The following is a 16,540-nucleotide window of genomic DNA, read 5'->3' as shown; positions in this document are numbered from 1 at the left end:
CCCCCGATTCAAGGAGGAGCGCGTATTGGCGCTTAGGAACAAACCAGTTCGACGCGAGGAGCCGCTTCCCGATGCCGAAATCCATTCGGAGGGTTTCCGGCAGACGCGCGAAGCGCGCCGCGGCGCGCTGGTCGAGGACTATGTCGAGCTGATCGCCGACCTGATCGAGGACGGCAACGAAGCGCGGCAGGTGGATATCGCGGCAAGGCTCGGCGTCGCGCAGCCGACGGTGGCAAAGATGCTGACCAGGCTGTGCGCCGATGGGCTGGTGTCGCGAAAGCCTTATCGCGGCGTGTTCTTGACCGAGGCCGGCCGCAAGGTCGCCGAGGAAAGCCGTATCCGCCACCAGACGGTGGAGGCCTTCCTGCGCTCTCTCGGCGTCAGCGCCGAGACGGCGCGCATCGACGCCGAGGGCATCGAGCACCATGTCAGCGCCGAAACGCTGGAAGCTTTCCGCCGGGCAATGACGAACCGCCAGGCCTAGGTCCGCGGTCTGTCCGAGCGTATCGAAGCGGAACCGACGCATCTGCGCCGCATTACGTCCCACATCGCGCGATTGTCGCGCTTAGGGAGGAAGCAATGGGCGTCGAACAGGCACCGACCGCTAAAGGGAAGCAGGCAGCCAGGGGATTGCGGCAGGCGGCCGCCAAGGACGAGCGCAAGACCGAGGCCGAGACCGGCCGTCCGCTGAAGAAGGGCGCGGCGCGTTTCGAGGAACGTTCGAAAAGTTCGGACGGCAAGAGCGCCGGCGCCAAGCAGAAAAGTCGAGGCTTTTAGCCGGGTTACGGTCTGTGGAATTTTACCCGTCAGATCGGGGTTGCCTGCGCGTGGGCGCTCGTCGAGTGCGAAAAATTCTGTGACTTAGGCCAGCCGTTGCGATAATTGTCTGCAGGGGGCGGTGGCATGCCGGTCCCTCCAGGACATTCGCGTCGCGAGGAGTTGCCATGCTTTGGAGAGGCCGTCGTCAGAGCGACAACATCGAGGATGACCGTAGCGACAGCGGCGGCGGACTTGGCGGTGGATTGGGCGGCGGCGGTCAATTCCGACTTCCCATCGGCGGCCGTACCGGTGGTGGCGGCAGCATTCTCTTGGTCATCCTGGTCGTGCTCGCGGGATGGTATTTCGGCTTCGACCCATCGCAGATCCTGGGTGGCGGCGACGGCGGACTGCTCCCGGGTGGTGGCGGCCAGATCACCGACAACAGCGGCTCGCAGAACAGTGGCGGCGCGCCCGCCAATGACGAGATGAAGCAGTTCGTCGCGACGGTGCTGGCGGAAACCGAAGACACCTGGACCGGCATTTTCAAGTCCCAAGGCCTGACCTATGAGGATCCCAAGCTGGTGCTGTTCAGCGGCCAGGTCCGTTCGGCCTGCGGTTTCGCCTCGGCGGCGGCCGGGCCGTTCTACTGCCCAGGCGATCACAAGGTCTATCTCGACATGACCTTCTTCCAGCAGCTCGACCAGCAGTTCGGTGCTTCCGGCGAGTTCGCGCGTGCCTATGTGGTGGCGCACGAGGTCGGCCACCATGTGCAGAACCTCACCGGCATCATGGGCAAGTTCAACCAGATGCGGCAAGGCATGAGCGAGGCCGACGCCAACCAGCTCTCGGTGCGCATCGAGCTTCAGGCCGATTGCTTCGCCGGCGTGTGGGCGCATTACACCGCGCAAAAAGGCATATTGGAGCAGGGTGATATCGAAAGCGCGCTGAACGCCGCCAAGCAGATCGGCGACGATACGCTGCAGAAGAGGATGCAGGGCTATGTCGTGCCGGAAAGCTTCAACCATGGCACCTCGCAGCAGCGGCAGACATGGCTGGCGCGCGGCTACAAGAGCGGCAAGCTGTCCGACTGCAACACGATGAGCGGTCCTATCTGAGGCGGCGCCCGCCGCTTCATTTTCGGCGACGATCCGCGATAAGCGGCAGCTGGCAAGTGATGTCAGCATAAGACCTTTGCCTTCGTTCGCGGATTGTTCCCGCCGCTAACCTCGCCTATAAGGTCCCTCCCGCCTGTGCCCCAAGGCGGATGAGGAGCTTGTCACCATGATCGACCCGAAAACCGCCAAGCGGGGCCTTGCGCTCGTTTTCACGACGCTGCTGCTCGACATCATCGGCTTCGGCATCATCATGCCGGTCCTGCCGGCCTATCTGGAGGAACTGAGCGGCGTCAGCGTCAGCCAGGCCGCGATCGAGGGCGGCTGGCTGTTCTTCGTCTATGCGGCGATGCAGTTCGTCTTCGCGCCGATCATGGGCGGCTTAAGCGACCGCTTCGGCCGCCGGCCGATCCTGCTTGCCTCGGTGCTGACCTTTTCCATCGACAACCTGATCTGCGCCGTCGCCTGGTCCTATCCGATGCTGTTCATCGGCCGCGTGCTCGCCGGTATTTCCGGCGCCAGTTATTCGACGACGTCCGCCTTCATCGCCGACATCTCGAACGACGAGAACCGAGCGAAGAATTTCGGCCTGCTCGGCATCGCCTTCGGCGTAGGCTTCGTCATCGGGCCGGTGCTGGGCGGGCTGCTCGGCACGTTCGGGCCGCGCGTGCCGTTCTATTTCGCCGCAGCGCTTGCCTTCGTGAATTTCCTGATCGCGATGTTCCTGCTGCCGGAGACGCTGGATGAAAAGCACCGTCGCCGTTTCGAGTGGAAGCGCGCCAATCCGGTCGGCACGCTCATGCAGATGCGCAATTATCCGGGCATCGGCTGGATCGGGCTGGTGTTCTTCCTGATGACGCTCGGCCACATGATGTATCCGGCGGTCTGGTCGTTCGTCTCCACTTATCGCTATGGCTGGAGCCAGCAGCAGATCGGCTTTTCGCTCGGCGCCTTCGGCCTGTGCGGCGCAATCATCATGGCGACGGTGCTGCCGCGCATCATTCCCAAGCTCGGCGAGTGGAGGACGGCGGCGATCGGGCTGACCTTCACCGCGCTCAGCGCCTTCGGCTATGCGTTTTCGACGCAAGGCTGGATGATCTATGCGGTGATCGTGGCCGGCTGCCTGGAGGCGCTGGCCGATCCGCCGCTCAGAAGCCTCGCCGCCGCCAAGGTGCCGCCCTCGGCGCAGGGCGAATTGCAGGGCGCGATGACCTCAATCTTCTCGATCACCTCGATCATCACGCCGCTGCTCTACACGGCGATCTTTTCCTGGTTCACGAGCCCGACCGCGCCGGTCGTGTTCGGCGGCGCGCCCTATGTGCTCGGCGCGATCTTCCTGACGCTGGCGGTCATCGTCTTCGTGACGAAAGTGGCCAAGCCGACGCCGAAGGAAGTCGAGCGCATGCACACGCAGGAGGCGGTGACCGACCCGGCCTGAGGCGTGTCGGTATTCAGGTGAGGCCGGTCCGCAAATGGCGACTTCCTGCGTAGGTCGCTACGCGCGTTCGGCCAGCGCTTTCTCGCCGCGCCGCTCGCGGATCAGATTGACGAAGCGCCGGAACAGGTAATGCGAATCCTGCGGGCCGGGGGAGGCCTCGGGGTGATGCTGGACCGAGAACACTGGCCGGCCGGTCAGCGCGATGCCGCAGTTCGAGCCGTCGAAGAGCGAGACATGGGTTTCCTCGACGCCTTCGGGCAGCGAGTCGGCGTCGACGGCGAAACCGTGGTTCATCGAGACGATCTCGACCTTGCCGGTGGTGTGGTCCTTGACCGGATGGTTGGCGCCGTGGTGGCCCTGGTGCATCTTCTCGGTCCTGCCGCCGAGCGCGAGCGCCAGCATTTGATGGCCGAGGCAGATGCCGAACACCGGGATATCGGTCTTCAAGAGGTCCTGGATCACCGGCACGGCATATTCGCCGGTCGCTTCCGGATCGCCGGGGCCGTTCGACAGGAAGATGCCGTCCGGCTGCATGGCCATGATCTCCTCGGCGCCGGTCTTTGCCGGCACGACGGTGACCTTGGCGCCGAGACCCGCAAGCAGGCGCAGGATGTTGCGCTTGACGCCATAGTCGACGGCCACGACGTGCATGGAAGGCTGGCCTCGCTCGCCATAGCCTTCATTCCAGACCCAGGGCGTCTCGCGCCAGACCGAAGACTGGCCCGACGTGACTTCCTTGGCGAGATCGAGGCCGATCAGGCCCGACCAGGCCGCGGCCTGCCGCTTCAGATCCTCGATGTCGAAGACGCCATCGGGCGCATGCGCGATGACGGCATTGGGCATGCCTTTCTCGCGGATCAGCACGGTCAGCGCGCGGGTGTCGATGCCGGACAGCGCGACGATGCCGCGCCGCTTCAGCCACTGGTCGAGATGGCCGGCGGCGCGATAGTTCGACGGGTCGGTGACGTTGGCCTTGAAGATGGCGCCGACAGCGCCCGCGCGGGCGGCCGGATGCAAATCCTCGATGTCCTCGTCATTGGTGCCGACATTGCCGATATGCGGGAAGGTGAAGGTGACGATCTGGCCGGCGTAAGACGGATCGGTGAGGATTTCCTCGTAGCCGGTCAGCGCGGTGTTGAAGCACACTTCCGCAACGGCCGACCCGGTGGCGCCGAGGCCGCGGCCTTCGATCACCGTGCCGTCGGCGAGGACCAGAAGGGCGGTCGGCTTTTCGGTGGCCCAGGGGGCGGTGGTGGTGGCCATGGCGGCACTCCTGTCAGGCGCGGCAATCGGTCGGCGGGACCATTTGCGCGGCATGGCGCGAAGCTGGATTTCCCGGCTCCCACGCGTCAACTCATTATCTCATGCAGGACCGAGTACATAGGCGAACGCGCCGGAACGGTCAATGCGGCGCCCCCGGACCGTGGCCGATTTGCTTTCGTCCAGCAATATCAGCATCTTGCCGCGATTTGCGTTGGCCGTTCGGCAAAGCTATTGTCCGCCGCATTCGAAGGAGAAGCACGATGCGCGAGAAAATCGCCGAATCCATGAAGAGCGCGATGAAGGCGCAGGACAAGCACCGCTTGCCGACGCTGCGGCTGATCCAGGCCGCCATCCACGATCGCGACATCGCCAATCGGGGCGCCGGCAAGCCACCGGCGAGCGAGGAGGAGATCCTGCAGATCCTCGCCAAGATGGTGAAGCAGCGCGAGGAATCGGCCAAGGCCTTCGAGGACGGGAAGCGGCCGGAACTGGCGGCGCAGGAGCGCGGCGAGATGGCAATCATCCGCGCGTTCCTGCCGACGCAGCTCGACGACTCGGCGATCCAGGCTGCGGCGCGCGAAGCGATCGCGGCGACCGGCGCCGCCAGCCAGAAGGACATGGGCAAGGTGATCGGCGCGCTGAAGCAGAAGTATGCCGGCCAGATGGACTTCGCCAAGGCCAGCGCCATCATCAAGGGGCTGCTGTAGTAAGCGATTACGGCTTCACGGATCCTTGCACATAGGTATCGGCTGCTGCGGCGGCGCCGGATGATCCTTCTTGTACTGTGCGATGATCGGCTCCAGCGTCTTCTTGGGCCAGAATTTCGGCGAGCCGATCTCGCTCAGGCAGGAGGTGCTCCAATAAGTGCCCGCGCCTGACAGCGATTGGCCTGCGGCCTTTGCCCGCGCGACAGCGGCGATGTCGCGCGATTCCGGATAGATGTAGAGCGTCGTCGGTTTGTTCTTCACGAGGGGGATGATCTGCTCGGCGTCAGCGGGCGACCAACTGGTGCAGCCATTGCTGCGGCCGCCGGCATAGTTCACCAGCTTGCCGAACGGAACAAGGCCGTCATGGTCGGCGTATGAGCTGTTCGGGTCTTTGCGCATGCACAGGCCCTTCAAGATGGCAGCCGGATGGCCGCCGATCACGCGCTGCCTGGCGTTCGCCGCTTCGCCTTCGCCGTCGAACTGGATGAAGCTGCGCATGAACACCGCGTTCTGCGCGCCGACACGGTAGTAGCCCTTGAACGACGTCTTGGCCTCCGCGGTCATATAGGCGCCGCCAGCCGTCAGTGACGAGTCCATCGCGTTGCCGAAGTTTTTTGCGCAACGCCTGCCGTTGGAGAAATCGGCAACGCCTTTCAGGTTGCGGCCGCCGCCATGGCCCGAGGAAACCGCGCGGAAGAGCTGCTTGCTTTCGCATATGATGTAATAGCGCTGGCCGAGCACGCTGTTGCCCAAATCCCCGGGACGGGTAGCATCCATGGCGAAGTAGCAGGGGTTGCTGACCGAACCGTCGCTGACCTTCTCCTGATAGAGCGCGCGCGCCCGCTCCAGAACGACCTGCGAAATCTGGCCCTCGCCATCGCCGACATGGCGCTGCAGCCAGTCGGGAACGGTCGACGGCCGCAAGGCCGCAAATGAGCTGACCGATGCCGTCAAGGCAGCAAGGATCGCGACAAGGCAGAAGATGGCCGCGCCCCGCGGAACAGATCTCAACCGCACCCTTTTGCCCCTCCTGTCGAAATGTCTCGTACCTGTGAATCACCTGGGCCGATCATAGAAGGTCTCGCATCCATCGGCGAAACACTTCTAGTTTAGCGACGCCTTTTGGAAGTCGGATTTCCGGACCGCTTCGATTGAGCTATGATCTGATTCCGGCGCGCCCACGCCTCCTCCCTCCATCGGGAAGCATCGTTCATGCGGGGCAATTCACATCCAACCAACTGTTCGAGCGCCAGGCATAAGGAGGGGTTGTCGAGACTGCTCGCGGCAGGAGGTTTTTCGATGCGGCTTTCCGTACCCGTCTATTATCTGAAGCGCCAGGCGAGGCTCTTGTCCCGCCGGGAAAATGTTCCACTCCACACAGCGCTCGACCGCATTGCCGGTGAAGAAGGTTTTGGCAGCTGGAGCCTGCTTGCAGCCAAAGCCGCCGAGGCTGCGCCAGCCGGCGCCCTGTTGGCGCGGCTGATCCCCGGCGACATGGTTCTCGTGGCGGCGCGGCCAGGCCAAGGCAAGACGCTGATGAGCCTCGATCTCGCCGTGGCGGCCATGAAGCAAGGCAGCCGCGCCGTGTTCTTCACCCTGGAATACATGCATGCCGACATCCTCGACCGGTTCCGCGACATCGGGATCGACCCGGCCGATTTCAATCACCTGTTCGATTTCGACAATTCCGACGCCATAAGCGCCAGTTACATCATCGAGAGGTTGCGGTCGGCGCCGCGCGGCATGCTGGCGGTCATCGACTATCTGCAACTGCTCGACCAGAAGCGGGAGAATCCCGAGCTCATGGTCCAGATACGCGCCTTGAGGTCGTTTGCCCGGGAACGCGGACTGGTGCTGGTCTTCATCTCGCAGGTCGACAGGTCCTATGATTCCTCCGGGAGACCGTTCCCGGATATCGGCGATATTCGGCTGCCGAACCCGCTCGACCTGTCTCTGTTCGACAAAGCCTGTTTCCTGAACAAGGGCGAAATCCGGTTCCAGGCGGCTTGAGAGCGATCCGTGTCCCGGCTATGCCGGTCTCGACAGGGAAGCGAACCATGATCGAGATCGTCAAACCCGCCCTCGAACATTTGCCTTCCTACAAGGCGGCGCTGGAGCGTGGGTGGTCGCCCGACAATGTGCGGCTCCTCGAAGCGACGCGCGAGCAGCTCGAGGCGATCGAGAAGGATCCCGTCGCCTTTCTCGCCGACCTTGACGACCCCGAAGCGAAGGGGCCGCCCATCACCTTGCCCGACGGCACGGCTGTGCCGCGCCTGCCGGGCTTCCGGCGCTGGATCTGGGATGGCGAGGCCGCGGGCTCGATCGGCTTTCGCTGGCAGAAGGGCACGTCGGCGCTGCCCTCGCATGTGCTTGGCCATATCGGCTATGCGGTGGTGCCGTGGAAGCGGAACCGTGGCTATGCCACCGAAGCGCTGCGGCTGATGCTGGACGAGGCGAGGGCGGTCGGCCTCGACCATGTCGAGATCACCACTGATCGCGACAATCCTGCCTCGCACAAAGTGGTGCTTGCCAATGGTGGCAGGCTGGTCGGGCGGTTTGCCAAGATTGCAGCCTATGGCGGCGCAGAGAGCCTGAGGTTCAGGATCGATCTTTAAGTTATTCCGCGGCCGCCGGCAGCGGCGGGGTCGCGCGGCTGCGCCACTCCCAGGCCTGCGAGGCGACAGCCACCACCACCGCCACCAGCATGGCGAGCACGCCGGCCAGCGGCAGGCTCCGATAGCCCAGGCCGGCGTTGAGCATCGCCGCGCCCAGCGACGCGGCCAGCGCGATGCCGACGTTGAAGCCGGACGGGATCAGCGAGGAGGCGAGGTTGGAGGCATCGGCCGTCCAGGCGAGGATGCGCGTCTGGATCGGCGCGCCGATGGCGAAGTTGAGACCGCCCCAGATGACGATGGCCGCGATCATCGGCACCGGGTAGGGGCTGACGAGATGGATGATGCCCAGCGCCACCGCCTGCAGGGCGAGCATGACGATAAGCGAGGGCATCAGCTTCCAGTCGGCGAGCTTGCCGCCGACCAGGACGCCGATCGTGGCGCCGACGCCGTTGAGCAAAAGCACGAAGGGGATCTGGCTCTCGTCGAGGCCCGTCACTTCGAGCAGCATCGGCGTGATGTAGGTGAACAGCACAAACTGGCCGATCATCAGCATCAGCATCAGGATCAGCGAGGTCCAGACCTGCTGGCGGCCGAGCACGCGAACTTCGCGCGCCAGCCCTGCTGGCCGATTGGCGGCGCCCGCCGTTCGCGGCAGCAGCGCCAGCATGGCGACGATCGCGACGAGGCCCAGCGCGCCCATCACCCAGAAGGTCGCGCGCCAACCCCACAGGCTGCCGATCGCCGTGCCGGCCGGCACGCCGATGACATTGGAGACCGTCAGCCCCGAGAGGATGACCGCGACCGCCCGGCCGCGCTGGTCCTCGCGCACCAGGCTGACCGCGACCACCATGGCGACGCCGAAATAGCAGCCATGCGCCACGGCGGTCGCGACACGCAGCAGAAGCATCGAGGTGAAATCGGGCGCCAGCGCGCAAGCCGCCTGGCCAAGGGTGAAAGCGATCGTGAGCCCAATCAGCAGCGTCTTGCGCGACACCTTGCCGGTGGCCAAAGCCAGCAGCGGGCCGCCGACAGCGATGCCGCAGGCATAGCCGGAGACGAGATAGCCTGCGGTCGGCACCGAAACGTCGAGGCCCTGCGCCACCTCCGGCAGCACGCCGGCGATGACGAATTCGGTGGTGCCGAAGGCAAAGGCGGCAAGGAAAAGGGCAATCAGCGGAAGCATGGTTCAAAATATATGCGAGGAATGTATAGCCTCAAACCACGCTCGGGCGGTTCCGGCAATGCAGAAATTGGCGATGGCGCTTTAGCTTTTCTTGACTGGACCGATCGAGCCTGCCCGTCTCAAGGATTGCTGGCTGTCCGGCGACCGTAAGGAATTTTCAGCCAAGCCCTCTCGTGCAGATAGTAGAGCAGCGACTTGGTGGCGACTTCGGTCAAACCGATGGTTGCCGCGAGCTTGATGCTTCCGGTCACCACGAGAGAGATGATCATCGTGTCGATCGTGCCGGTTGCGCGCCAGGAAAGCGCTTTGACGAAGCTGCGCGAATGGGTGTCCATCGACTAAATCATCCTCCCGTTGGGCCTCAGGTGTTCCTTAGCCGACGCATGCGTGGATGAGCAAAGACTAAATTTTGTCAGCTCGCTTTGAGCCGCGAGCCGCCAAGCAGGCCGCGTTCCTCTAGCACCGGGTAGGCCATCGAGGCGAGCAGCGAATTGATCTGCTTGAGGTCGCGAATGGTGTCGAGATGGATAGAGCTCGTCTCGACGCTCTTGGCGGTGCCTTCGCGCAGGCGCACGAAATGGCTGGCGCTGGTTTGCTTCTCGCGTTCGCGCAAAAGATCCTTCTCCAGCACCAGCTGGCGCGCGGTTTCCGGATCGCGTGACACCAGAACGTTAAAGGCAAGCCGCGCGTTGGCAAGCACGGAGGAGTGGAAGGCGCAGAGCTCCTGCCAGCCTTCCGGGGTGAATTCCAGGCCGCGCTCCAGCTTCTTCCTGACATGCACCAGCATGTTGCGCACGATGATGTCGCCGACCTGCTCCAGCTTGACGCAGGCGCCGATCAGCTCCTGGCACCGCAATGCCTCGTCCTCGGTCAGCGGATTCCTGGTGATCTTGGCGAGATAGAGCTTGATCGCGGCATGCTTCCTGTCGACGCGGTCGTCGAGCGCTGCCAGCGCCTTGATCTTGTCGGCGTCGGCATCCTCGTAAAGCTCGATGATGCGCTTCAGCATGATCTCGACCGTCTCGCAGACCCGCACCACCTCGCGCGTCGCATTGGCGAGCGCCTGGCTCGGCGTATCGAGGGCGCTCTCGTTCAGCGCCGACAGCTCGACGACCTCGAGCGCGGCGGCCGGTTGAGGCTTGCTGCCCAGCGCCACGATCTTTTCGGAAGCGCGGTAGACGAGGCCGGCCAGCGGCAGTCCGGCCAGCAGGATCAGCACGTTGAACAGGATGTGGGCGTTGACGATCTGATCCGGCGCGGTCTTGCCGAGGAAGGCGACATCCGGCTTGAAGGTCATGATCAGCACCAGCATGATCAGCGAGCCGAGGCCTCGCATCAAAAGGTTGCCGATCGGCACGATGCGCACCTCGGGCGGCGCCGACCGCGTCAGCATCGGCGCGATCAGCGACGAGCCAAGGTTGACGCCAAGCACGAGGACCACGCCGAGTTCCGGCGTGATCAGCCCGCGGCCCGCCAGCGTCGCCATCAAAAGGACCGCGGCGATGCTCGACTGGAACAGCCAGGTGACCAACGCGGCCAATAGATAGGTGGTGATGGAGTCGCCCGAGAAATAATTGATGATCAGCGGCATCAACTGGCTATTGCGCAGCGGCTCCGACGCCTGACCGATCATCTCCAGCGACAGGATCAGCAGGCCGACGCCGATCAGGATACGGCCCATCTGCCGCCAATCGCGCCGCTCGGTGGCCATGAACATGACCGTGCCCGCGATCAGGCAGAGCGGCACCAAAAGCGTCAGGTCGAAGGTGAGCAGCTTGGCCACCAGCGCCGAACCGATTTCGGCGCCGCGCACTGCCAATTGCCCGGCGGCGCCCGAAACGATGCCGGCGCCGGCGAAGGAGCCGACCAGCAGCGTCACCGCGGTCGAGCTCTGCAGCGCAATCGCCAGTCCACAGCCGGCCAGCACCGCCATGACCGGATTGCGCATGGTCGCGCGCAGCCGGTGGCGCAGCAAGTCGCCATAGGCGCGCTCGACGCCGGTCTTGACCATGCGGGTGGCAAACAGCATCAGCGCCACCGCGCCGGCAAGGTGCAGGAGGACGACGGAGCCGCTCACAGCCGACCTCGCAAGGTGACCCTGGCAGTGTGGAGAGGGGGGCGAATCTCAACCATTTCAACGTGTGGAAATATACCAATTAAGATTAGCCGAATAATAGATTTTTCTGATGCGATGATCGTCTCGGCTCGACGGGACATGTCGGAAATGAATGTAGGGCGCATTGGTTGCACGCGCCGCGCGGCGGCGCTTCGCTCGGCATGAAGCGATACTGGGCGGCACAGCCGGCCCGATCCGGAGCTTCGTTGAAGCAGGCTCTGCAAGCGTCGGAAATCATTACAGAATTGTAATTCTCATGTTCAGTTTCGGTTCATCCATTGAAGGCTATTCCTCTGTCTATCGACAACCAAGGAGTACCAACCATGAAGCGTCTCATACTTTGCGCCATCACCGCCTCGATGCTGGCCGCCTCGGCCTTCTCCGGCCAGGCCGCGCCGCTCGCCCGGCCGAGCGCGCCGCAGTCAAGCTACACGCAGGTCGACTGGCAGAAGCCCGGCAGGCATGTCGACAAGCGCGTCATCGTCAAGAAGAAGGTGGTAAAGCGCAGCCATTGGCGCAACGGCCAGAGATATTCCAACTGGAAGCGCCACCAGCCGGTCCGCGACTGGAACCGCTACGGCCTGCGCCGCCCTGGTCCCGGCCAGGAGTGGATCCGCGTCGGCAACGACTACGTGCTGGTCAGCATCCTCTCCGGCATCATCTTCGGCGCGATCGCCGCGCAGTAATCCGCGGCAATCCGGAAATTCGGAAGGCGGCCTCCCGGCCGCCTTCTTTTCGTCTGTGAAAAGCGGGTACGATGGGCCGGACGGAGTCGCCCTGCCCGGGCGGCTTGATTATATGGAGGGCAAACGAGTTTCCCCGATGCGCTTTCCGCCCGCCTTCCTCGACGAGATACGCGACCGCGTGCCGATTTCATCGGTCATCGGCGCGCGTGTCGCATGGGACAGGAAGAAGACCAACGCCTCGCGTGGCGACTATTGGGCGTGCTGCCCGTTCCACGGCGAGAAAAGCCCGTCCTTCCACTGCGAGGACAAGAAGGGGCGCTACCACTGTTTCGGCTGTTCGGTGTCGGGCGACCATTTCAAGTTCCTCACCGAGCTCGACGGCATGAGCTTTCCCGAAGCGGTCGAGAAGATCGCCGACATGGCCGGCGTGCCGATGCCGGTGCGCGATGAACGGGAAGAGCGGCGAGAAAAGGAACGCGCCAGCCTCACCGAAGTCATGGAAATGGCGACCACCTTTTTCCAGGAGCGGCTGCAGAGCCCGGAAGGGGCAAAAGCCCGCGCCTATCTCAGGGAACGCGGACTGACGTCGGCGACACAGCAATCGTTTCGGCTTGGCTTCGCGCCTGACAGCCGCAATGCCTTGAAAGAGCACCTGGCGGCAAAGGGCGTGCCGAAGGCCGATATCGAGGCCTGCGGACTGGTGCGGCATGGCGACGACATCCCGGTCTCCTATGACTGGTTCCGCGACCGCATCATGTTCCCGATCCCGGATTCGCGCGGCAAGATCATCGCCTTCGGCGGCCGCGCGCTGGCGCCCGATGCGCTCGCCAAATACATGAACTCGCCCGACACCGAGCTCTTCCACAAGGGCAACGTGCTCTACAATTTCGCCCGCGCCCGCAAAGCTCTCGCCAAGGGCGGCACGGTGATCGCGGTCGAAGGCTATATGGACGTGATCGCGCTGGCGCAGGCCGGCTTCGAGAACGCCGTGGCGCCGCTCGGCACGGCGCTTACCGAAAACCAGCTCGAGCTGTTGTGGCGCATGGCCGGCGAGCCGGTTCTGTGCTTCGACGGCGACCAGGCGGGGCTGAAGGCGGCATGGCGCGCCGCCGACCTGGCGCTGCCGGCAGTCCAACCCGGCCGCTCGGCGCGCTTTGCGCTGCTGCCGGAGGGCAAGGACCCTGACGATCTGGTCAAGGCAGACGGGCCGGACGCATTTCGCGCGGTGCTGGCGGAGGCGCGACCGCTGGTCGACCTGTTGTGGATGCGCGAGACCGCGGGCGGCGTCTTCGACACGCCGGAGCGTCGGGCGGAACTTGGAAAGAGGCTGCGTGAGCTCGCAAGTCGTATACGCGACGAAAGTACACGCTATCACTACCAACAGGAAATGCGCGAGCGGGAGCTGAGCTTCTTCGGCTCGCAGCGCGGCCCGCGGCAGGGCCGTCAGGATGGCGGCCGGCCAGGCGAGCGCGGCCAAGGCAAAGCCCCGGCACCTGGTGGACAGTTCGCCAAGGGCGGAAGCGGGCGCATCGCGATCAGCGAAAGCCTCGGCAAGTCGGCGCTGGTCAAGCGGGGCGAGGGGATGTCGGTGCGCGAGGCAACGATCATCGTGGCGCTCGTCAACCATCCGGCGCTGATCGACGAGAATTTCGCGCATGTCGAGTTCCTCGACCTCGCCAATTCGGATTTGAAGAAACTCCACGCCGCCATACTCGACGCCATGGCGCATGACGCGGCCGACGAGCGCGGCGCGGTTATCGCCACCATCGAGCGCGCCGGCTGCGGCGGCATCTGGGAGCGGGCGGTGGAGCTGATCAAGCGCGCGCGGCAGTGGCCGGCGCTGGAGACCGCGGCGCTCGACGATGCCCGCGACGCCTTCAACCAGGCGATGCACTTGCAGCGTAGCGCCCGCACATTACATAGAGAGCTGAAACAGGCGCAGGCGGCGCTCGATGCAGACCCTTCGGACGAAAACTTCCGGCATCTCGTCGAGATTCAAGCGCAATTCAACGATGTGCAGGCAACGGAAGCGCTGATCGAAGGGTTTGGCGTTTTATCGGGCAGGGTTGGTCGCGTTTAGGGCCGAACACCTCCATTGGAAGTGAAGTGGAAATGCGCAGCGCGTCGAATCGACGCCTCTAAGTCGGGTAATTGATTCGCTTTTTTCATGCGAATCATGCCAGAGGCGCTTGACCTTCTGGCAGATTGGCGGAATCAGGACGATTCGAAACGTTAACCGTGCCCCGGCGTCGGTGGGAAATCCGAGCGATGCGAGGCACTGGTGACGACTGGACAGGCAGAGTGCCCGCTCCAGATATCAGGGTTAATCTGGACTTAATGCATGTCGCCCAAAAGTGGAAACCGGTTTGGGACAGCGACATGCACAAAACAAAAGAGATGACGCGGTTGCTGGGCCGATGAGAAGCGTTCCGGCGCGAGCGCGTCCAGCATAAACGGTACGGCAGTTTACGCGGCCTCGATATTCGGCCGCTTGGAGACGACAAAGAATGGCGACAAAGGAAAAGGAAGAGGTCGAGACCGAACGCGAAGGCGCCACCGATGGCCCCCTGCTCGACCTTTCCGACGATGCTGTCAAGAAGATGATCAAGGCCGCGAAGAAACGCGGCTATGTCACGCTCGACGAGCTCAACGCGGTGCTGCCCTCGGAAGAGACGGATCCGGACCGCATCGAAGATATCAATGCGATGCTCAGCGACATGGGCATCAACGTCGTCGAGGACGACGAGGTGGGCGAGGAGACCGAAGCCGAGCCGGCCGCCGACGCCGAGGAAGACGCCAACGAGCTCGCCGAGCAGACCGGCACCGCGGTTGCCGCCACGACCACCAAGAAAGAGCCGACCGATCGCACCGACGACCCGGTGCGCATGTATCTGCGCGAGATGGGCTCGGTCGAGCTGCTGTCGCGCGAGGGCGAAATCGCGATCGCCAAGCGCATCGAGGCCGGCCGCGAAACGATGATCGCGGGTCTGTGCGAAAGCCCGCTGACCTTCCAGGCCATCATCATCTGGCGCGATGAGCTCAACGAATCGAAGATCCTGCTGCGCGAGATCATCGACCTCGAGGCGACCTATGCCGGCCCCGAGGCCAAGCAGGCGCCCGTGGTCGAACGCGTCGAGGAAGCGCCCAAGCCCGAAGAGAAGCCGCGCGGCCGCGCGGCGGCGCGCGAGGAAGAAGACGACATCACCAATGTCGGCGGCGACACGCGCGGGCTGGAGGAAGAGGAAGACGACGAGGACGAGGCGAGCCTGTCGCTGGCCGCGATGGAAGCGGAACTGCGTCCGCAGGTGATGGAGACGCTCGACGTCATCGCCGACACCTACAAGAAGCTGCGCAAGTTGCAGGACCAGCAGGTCGAGAACCGCCTGGCCGCGGCCGGCACGCTCTCGCCCAGCCAGGACCGCCGCCTGAAGGAGCTGAAGGACCAGCTGATCAAGGCGGTGAAGTCGCTGTCGCTCAACGCCGCGCGCATCGAGGCGCTGGTCGAGCAGCTCTACGACATCAACAAGCGCCTGGTGCAGAACGAGGGCAAGCTTTTGCGCCTCGCCGAAAGCTATGGCGTGCGCCGTGAGGAATTCCTCAGGGAGTATCAGGGCTCGGAGCTCGATCCCAACTGGACCCGTTCGATCGCCAACCTGACCTCGCGCGGCTGGAAGGAGTTCACCAAGAACGAGAAGGATGCGATCAAGGAACTGCGCGCCGAGATCCAGAACCTCGCCACCGAAACGGCGATCTCGATCCTGGAATTCCGCAAGATCGTGAACCAGGTGCAAAAGGGCGAGCGCGAGGCCGCGATCGCCAAGAAGGAAATGGTCGAGGCGAACCTTCGTCTGGTCATCTCCATCGCCAAGAAATACACCAACCGCGGCCTGCAGTTCCTCGACCTGATCCAGGAAGGCAATATCGGCCTGATGAAGGCGGTCGACAAGTTCGAGTACCGCCGCGGCTACAAGTTCTCGACCTACGCCACCTGGTGGATCCGGCAGGCCATCACCCGCTCGATCGCCGACCAGGCGCGCACCATCCGTATTCCGGTGCACATGATCGAGACGATCAACAAGATCGTGCGCACCTCGCGCCAGATGCTGCACGAGATCGGCCGCGAGCCGACGCCGGAGGAACTGGCCGAGAAGCTCGCCATGCCGCTGGAAAAAGTGCGCAAGGTGCTGAAGATCGCCAAGGAGCCGATCTCGCTCGAAACGCCTGTCGGCGACGAAGAGGATTCGCATCTCGGCGACTTCATCGAGGACAAGATGGCGATCCTGCCGATCGACGCGGCGATCCAGGCCAATCTGCGCGAGACGACGACGCGCGTGCTCGCCTCGCTGACGCCGCGCGAGGAACGCGTGCTGCGCATGCGTTTCGGCATCGGCATGAACACCGACCATACGCTGGAAGAAGTCGGCCAGCAGTTCTCGGTGACGCGCGAGCGTATCCGCCAGATCGAAGCCAAGGCGCTGCGCAAGCTCAAGCACCCGAGCCGCAGCCGTAAGCTGAGAAGCTTCCTGGATAGCTGAGCGGAATATAATCACACGAAATCGAAAGGGCGCCTCGGGCGCCCTTTTTGCGATTCCGGAGACCTCTCATGCCGCCTTGCCGGGTTTGCCCGACAGGGGGATAATCCAGGGTCGGATGCATTTGTG

General features: G+C 63.9%; 15 protein-coding genes. 10 read left to right on the top strand and 5 right to left on the bottom strand.

The features are described 5' to 3' along the window. The first annotated feature begins 25 nt into the window (after positions 1–25). From mntR to FJ956_RS01160, 4 genes are all read left to right on the top strand, one after another. Positions 26–484, top strand: a complete 459-nt coding sequence (mntR, locus tag FJ956_RS01175) for a manganese-binding transcriptional regulator MntR (RefSeq protein WP_140675938.1) — start codon at positions 26–28, stop codon at positions 482–484. Between the two features lie 95 nt (positions 485–579). Next, complete coding sequence (locus FJ956_RS01170; RefSeq protein WP_140675934.1) at positions 580–777, top strand: hypothetical protein; 198 nt, start codon at positions 580–582, stop codon at positions 775–777. A 167-nt stretch (positions 778–944) separates the two neighbouring features. After that, positions 945–1,874, top strand: coding sequence for a neutral zinc metallopeptidase (locus FJ956_RS01165; RefSeq protein ID WP_140675931.1), 930 nt, complete (start codon positions 945–947; stop codon positions 1,872–1,874). Positions 1,875–2,040: 166 nt separating this feature from the next. After that, a complete protein-coding gene (locus FJ956_RS01160; protein ID WP_140675928.1) occupies positions 2,041–3,309 on the top strand; it encodes a TCR/Tet family MFS transporter in 1,269 nt (422 codons plus the stop codon). 57 nt (positions 3,310–3,366) lie between these two features. Here the strand turns inward: FJ956_RS01160 and carA are convergent, their stop codons facing one another. Continuing rightward, on the bottom strand, positions 3,367–4,572 hold the full coding sequence (gene carA / locus FJ956_RS01155; RefSeq protein WP_140675926.1) for a glutamine-hydrolyzing carbamoyl-phosphate synthase small subunit: 1,206 nt from the start codon (positions 4,570–4,572) through the stop codon (positions 3,367–3,369). A gap of 260 nt (positions 4,573–4,832) precedes the next feature. On the opposite strand from carA, the gene FJ956_RS01150 reads away from it, so the two are divergent. Continuing rightward, positions 4,833–5,279, top strand: a complete 447-nt coding sequence (locus FJ956_RS01150) for a GatB/YqeY domain-containing protein (protein ID WP_140675924.1) — start codon at positions 4,833–4,835, stop codon at positions 5,277–5,279. A 15-nt stretch (positions 5,280–5,294) separates the two neighbouring features. Here FJ956_RS01150 and FJ956_RS01145 read toward each other — a convergent pair whose 3' ends face one another. Then, a complete protein-coding gene (locus tag FJ956_RS01145; RefSeq protein ID WP_140675921.1) occupies positions 5,295–6,296 on the bottom strand; it encodes a hypothetical protein in 1,002 nt (333 codons plus the stop codon). A gap of 282 nt (positions 6,297–6,578) precedes the next feature. On the opposite strand from FJ956_RS01145, the gene FJ956_RS01140 reads away from it, so the two are divergent. Both FJ956_RS01140 and FJ956_RS01135 read left to right on the top strand, forming a co-directional pair. Continuing rightward, on the top strand, positions 6,579–7,289 hold the full coding sequence (locus FJ956_RS01140; protein WP_140675919.1) for a DNA helicase: 711 nt from the start codon (positions 6,579–6,581) through the stop codon (positions 7,287–7,289). Positions 7,290–7,336: 47 nt separating this feature from the next. Further along, positions 7,337–7,894 (top strand): GNAT family N-acetyltransferase, encoded by a 558-nt coding sequence (locus FJ956_RS01135; RefSeq protein WP_140675916.1) that lies wholly within the window; start codon positions 7,337–7,339, stop codon positions 7,892–7,894. Position 7,895: 1 nt separating this feature from the next. Here FJ956_RS01135 and FJ956_RS01130 read toward each other — a convergent pair whose 3' ends face one another. The 3 genes from FJ956_RS01130 to FJ956_RS01120 all read right to left on the bottom strand — a co-directional run bounded on the left by FJ956_RS01130 (position 7,896) and on the right by FJ956_RS01120 (position 11,154). Continuing rightward, positions 7,896–9,077 carry an MFS transporter gene (locus tag FJ956_RS01130; RefSeq protein WP_140675913.1) on the bottom strand — a complete coding sequence of 394 codons (1,182 nt, stop codon included), beginning with the start codon at positions 9,075–9,077 and terminating at the stop codon, positions 7,896–7,898. Between the two features lie 119 nt (positions 9,078–9,196). Next, the gene (locus tag FJ956_RS01125) at positions 9,197–9,412 is read right to left on the bottom strand and encodes a DUF2061 domain-containing protein (protein ID WP_140675910.1); all 216 of its coding nucleotides are present in this window, start codon (positions 9,410–9,412) and stop codon (positions 9,197–9,199) included. Positions 9,413–9,489: 77 nt separating this feature from the next. Next, entirely contained in the window at positions 9,490–11,154 is a 1,665-nt protein-coding gene (locus FJ956_RS01120) for a Na/Pi cotransporter family protein (protein WP_140675908.1), read from the bottom strand. Positions 11,155–11,516: 362 nt separating this feature from the next. Here FJ956_RS01120 and FJ956_RS01115 point away from each other — a divergent pair, with 362 nt between their 5' ends. The 3 genes from FJ956_RS01115 (at position 11,517) to rpoD (ending at position 16,414) form a co-directional block, all read left to right on the top strand. Continuing rightward, positions 11,517–11,879 (top strand): RcnB family protein, encoded by a 363-nt coding sequence (locus FJ956_RS01115; RefSeq protein ID WP_140675905.1) that lies wholly within the window; start codon positions 11,517–11,519, stop codon positions 11,877–11,879. Positions 11,880–12,015: 136 nt separating this feature from the next. Next, positions 12,016–13,959, top strand: a complete 1,944-nt coding sequence (gene dnaG, locus FJ956_RS01110) for a DNA primase (protein WP_140675903.1) — start codon at positions 12,016–12,018, stop codon at positions 13,957–13,959. 427 nt (positions 13,960–14,386) lie between these two features. Continuing rightward, positions 14,387–16,414: an RNA polymerase sigma factor RpoD gene (gene rpoD / locus FJ956_RS01105; RefSeq protein WP_140640674.1), complete on the top strand. Its 2,028-nt coding sequence runs from the start codon at positions 14,387–14,389 to the stop codon at positions 16,412–16,414. Positions 16,415–16,540: the final 126 nt, after the last annotated feature.

This window comes from Mesorhizobium sp. B2-4-3 (assembly GCF_006442815.1).
Classification (GTDB): Bacteria; Pseudomonadota; Alphaproteobacteria; order Rhizobiales; family Rhizobiaceae; genus Mesorhizobium.
Note: the sequence above shows the minus strand (reverse complement) of the source record. Positions and strands in the feature narration are given on the sequence as shown.

What these genes read in the sequence shown, in the direction of transcription:
- FJ956_RS01170 (WP_140675934.1), top strand. Translation starts at nt 580, where the DNA reads ATGGGCGTCGAACAGGCACCGACCGCTAAAGGGAAGCAGGCAGCCAGG.
- FJ956_RS01165 (WP_140675931.1), top strand. Translation starts at nt 945, where the DNA reads ATGCTTTGGAGAGGCCGTCGTCAGAGCGACAACATCGAGGATGACCGT.
- FJ956_RS01160 (WP_140675928.1), top strand. Translation starts at nt 2,041, where the DNA reads ATGATCGACCCGAAAACCGCCAAGCGGGGCCTTGCGCTCGTTTTCACG.
- carA (WP_140675926.1), bottom strand. Translation starts at nt 4,572, where the DNA reads ATGGCCACCACCACCGCCCCCTGGGCCACCGAAAAGCCGACCGCCCTT.
- FJ956_RS01150 (WP_140675924.1), top strand. Translation starts at nt 4,833, where the DNA reads ATGCGCGAGAAAATCGCCGAATCCATGAAGAGCGCGATGAAGGCGCAG.
- FJ956_RS01140 (WP_140675919.1), top strand. Translation starts at nt 6,579, where the DNA reads ATGCGGCTTTCCGTACCCGTCTATTATCTGAAGCGCCAGGCGAGGCTC.
- FJ956_RS01135 (WP_140675916.1), top strand. Translation starts at nt 7,337, where the DNA reads ATGATCGAGATCGTCAAACCCGCCCTCGAACATTTGCCTTCCTACAAG.
- FJ956_RS01130 (WP_140675913.1), bottom strand. Translation starts at nt 9,077, where the DNA reads ATGCTTCCGCTGATTGCCCTTTTCCTTGCCGCCTTTGCCTTCGGCACC.
- FJ956_RS01125 (WP_140675910.1), bottom strand. Translation starts at nt 9,412, where the DNA reads ATGGACACCCATTCGCGCAGCTTCGTCAAAGCGCTTTCCTGGCGCGCA.
- FJ956_RS01115 (WP_140675905.1), top strand. Translation starts at nt 11,517, where the DNA reads ATGAAGCGTCTCATACTTTGCGCCATCACCGCCTCGATGCTGGCCGCC.
- dnaG (WP_140675903.1), top strand. Translation starts at nt 12,016, where the DNA reads ATGCGCTTTCCGCCCGCCTTCCTCGACGAGATACGCGACCGCGTGCCG.
- rpoD (WP_140640674.1), top strand. Translation starts at nt 14,387, where the DNA reads ATGGCGACAAAGGAAAAGGAAGAGGTCGAGACCGAACGCGAAGGCGCC.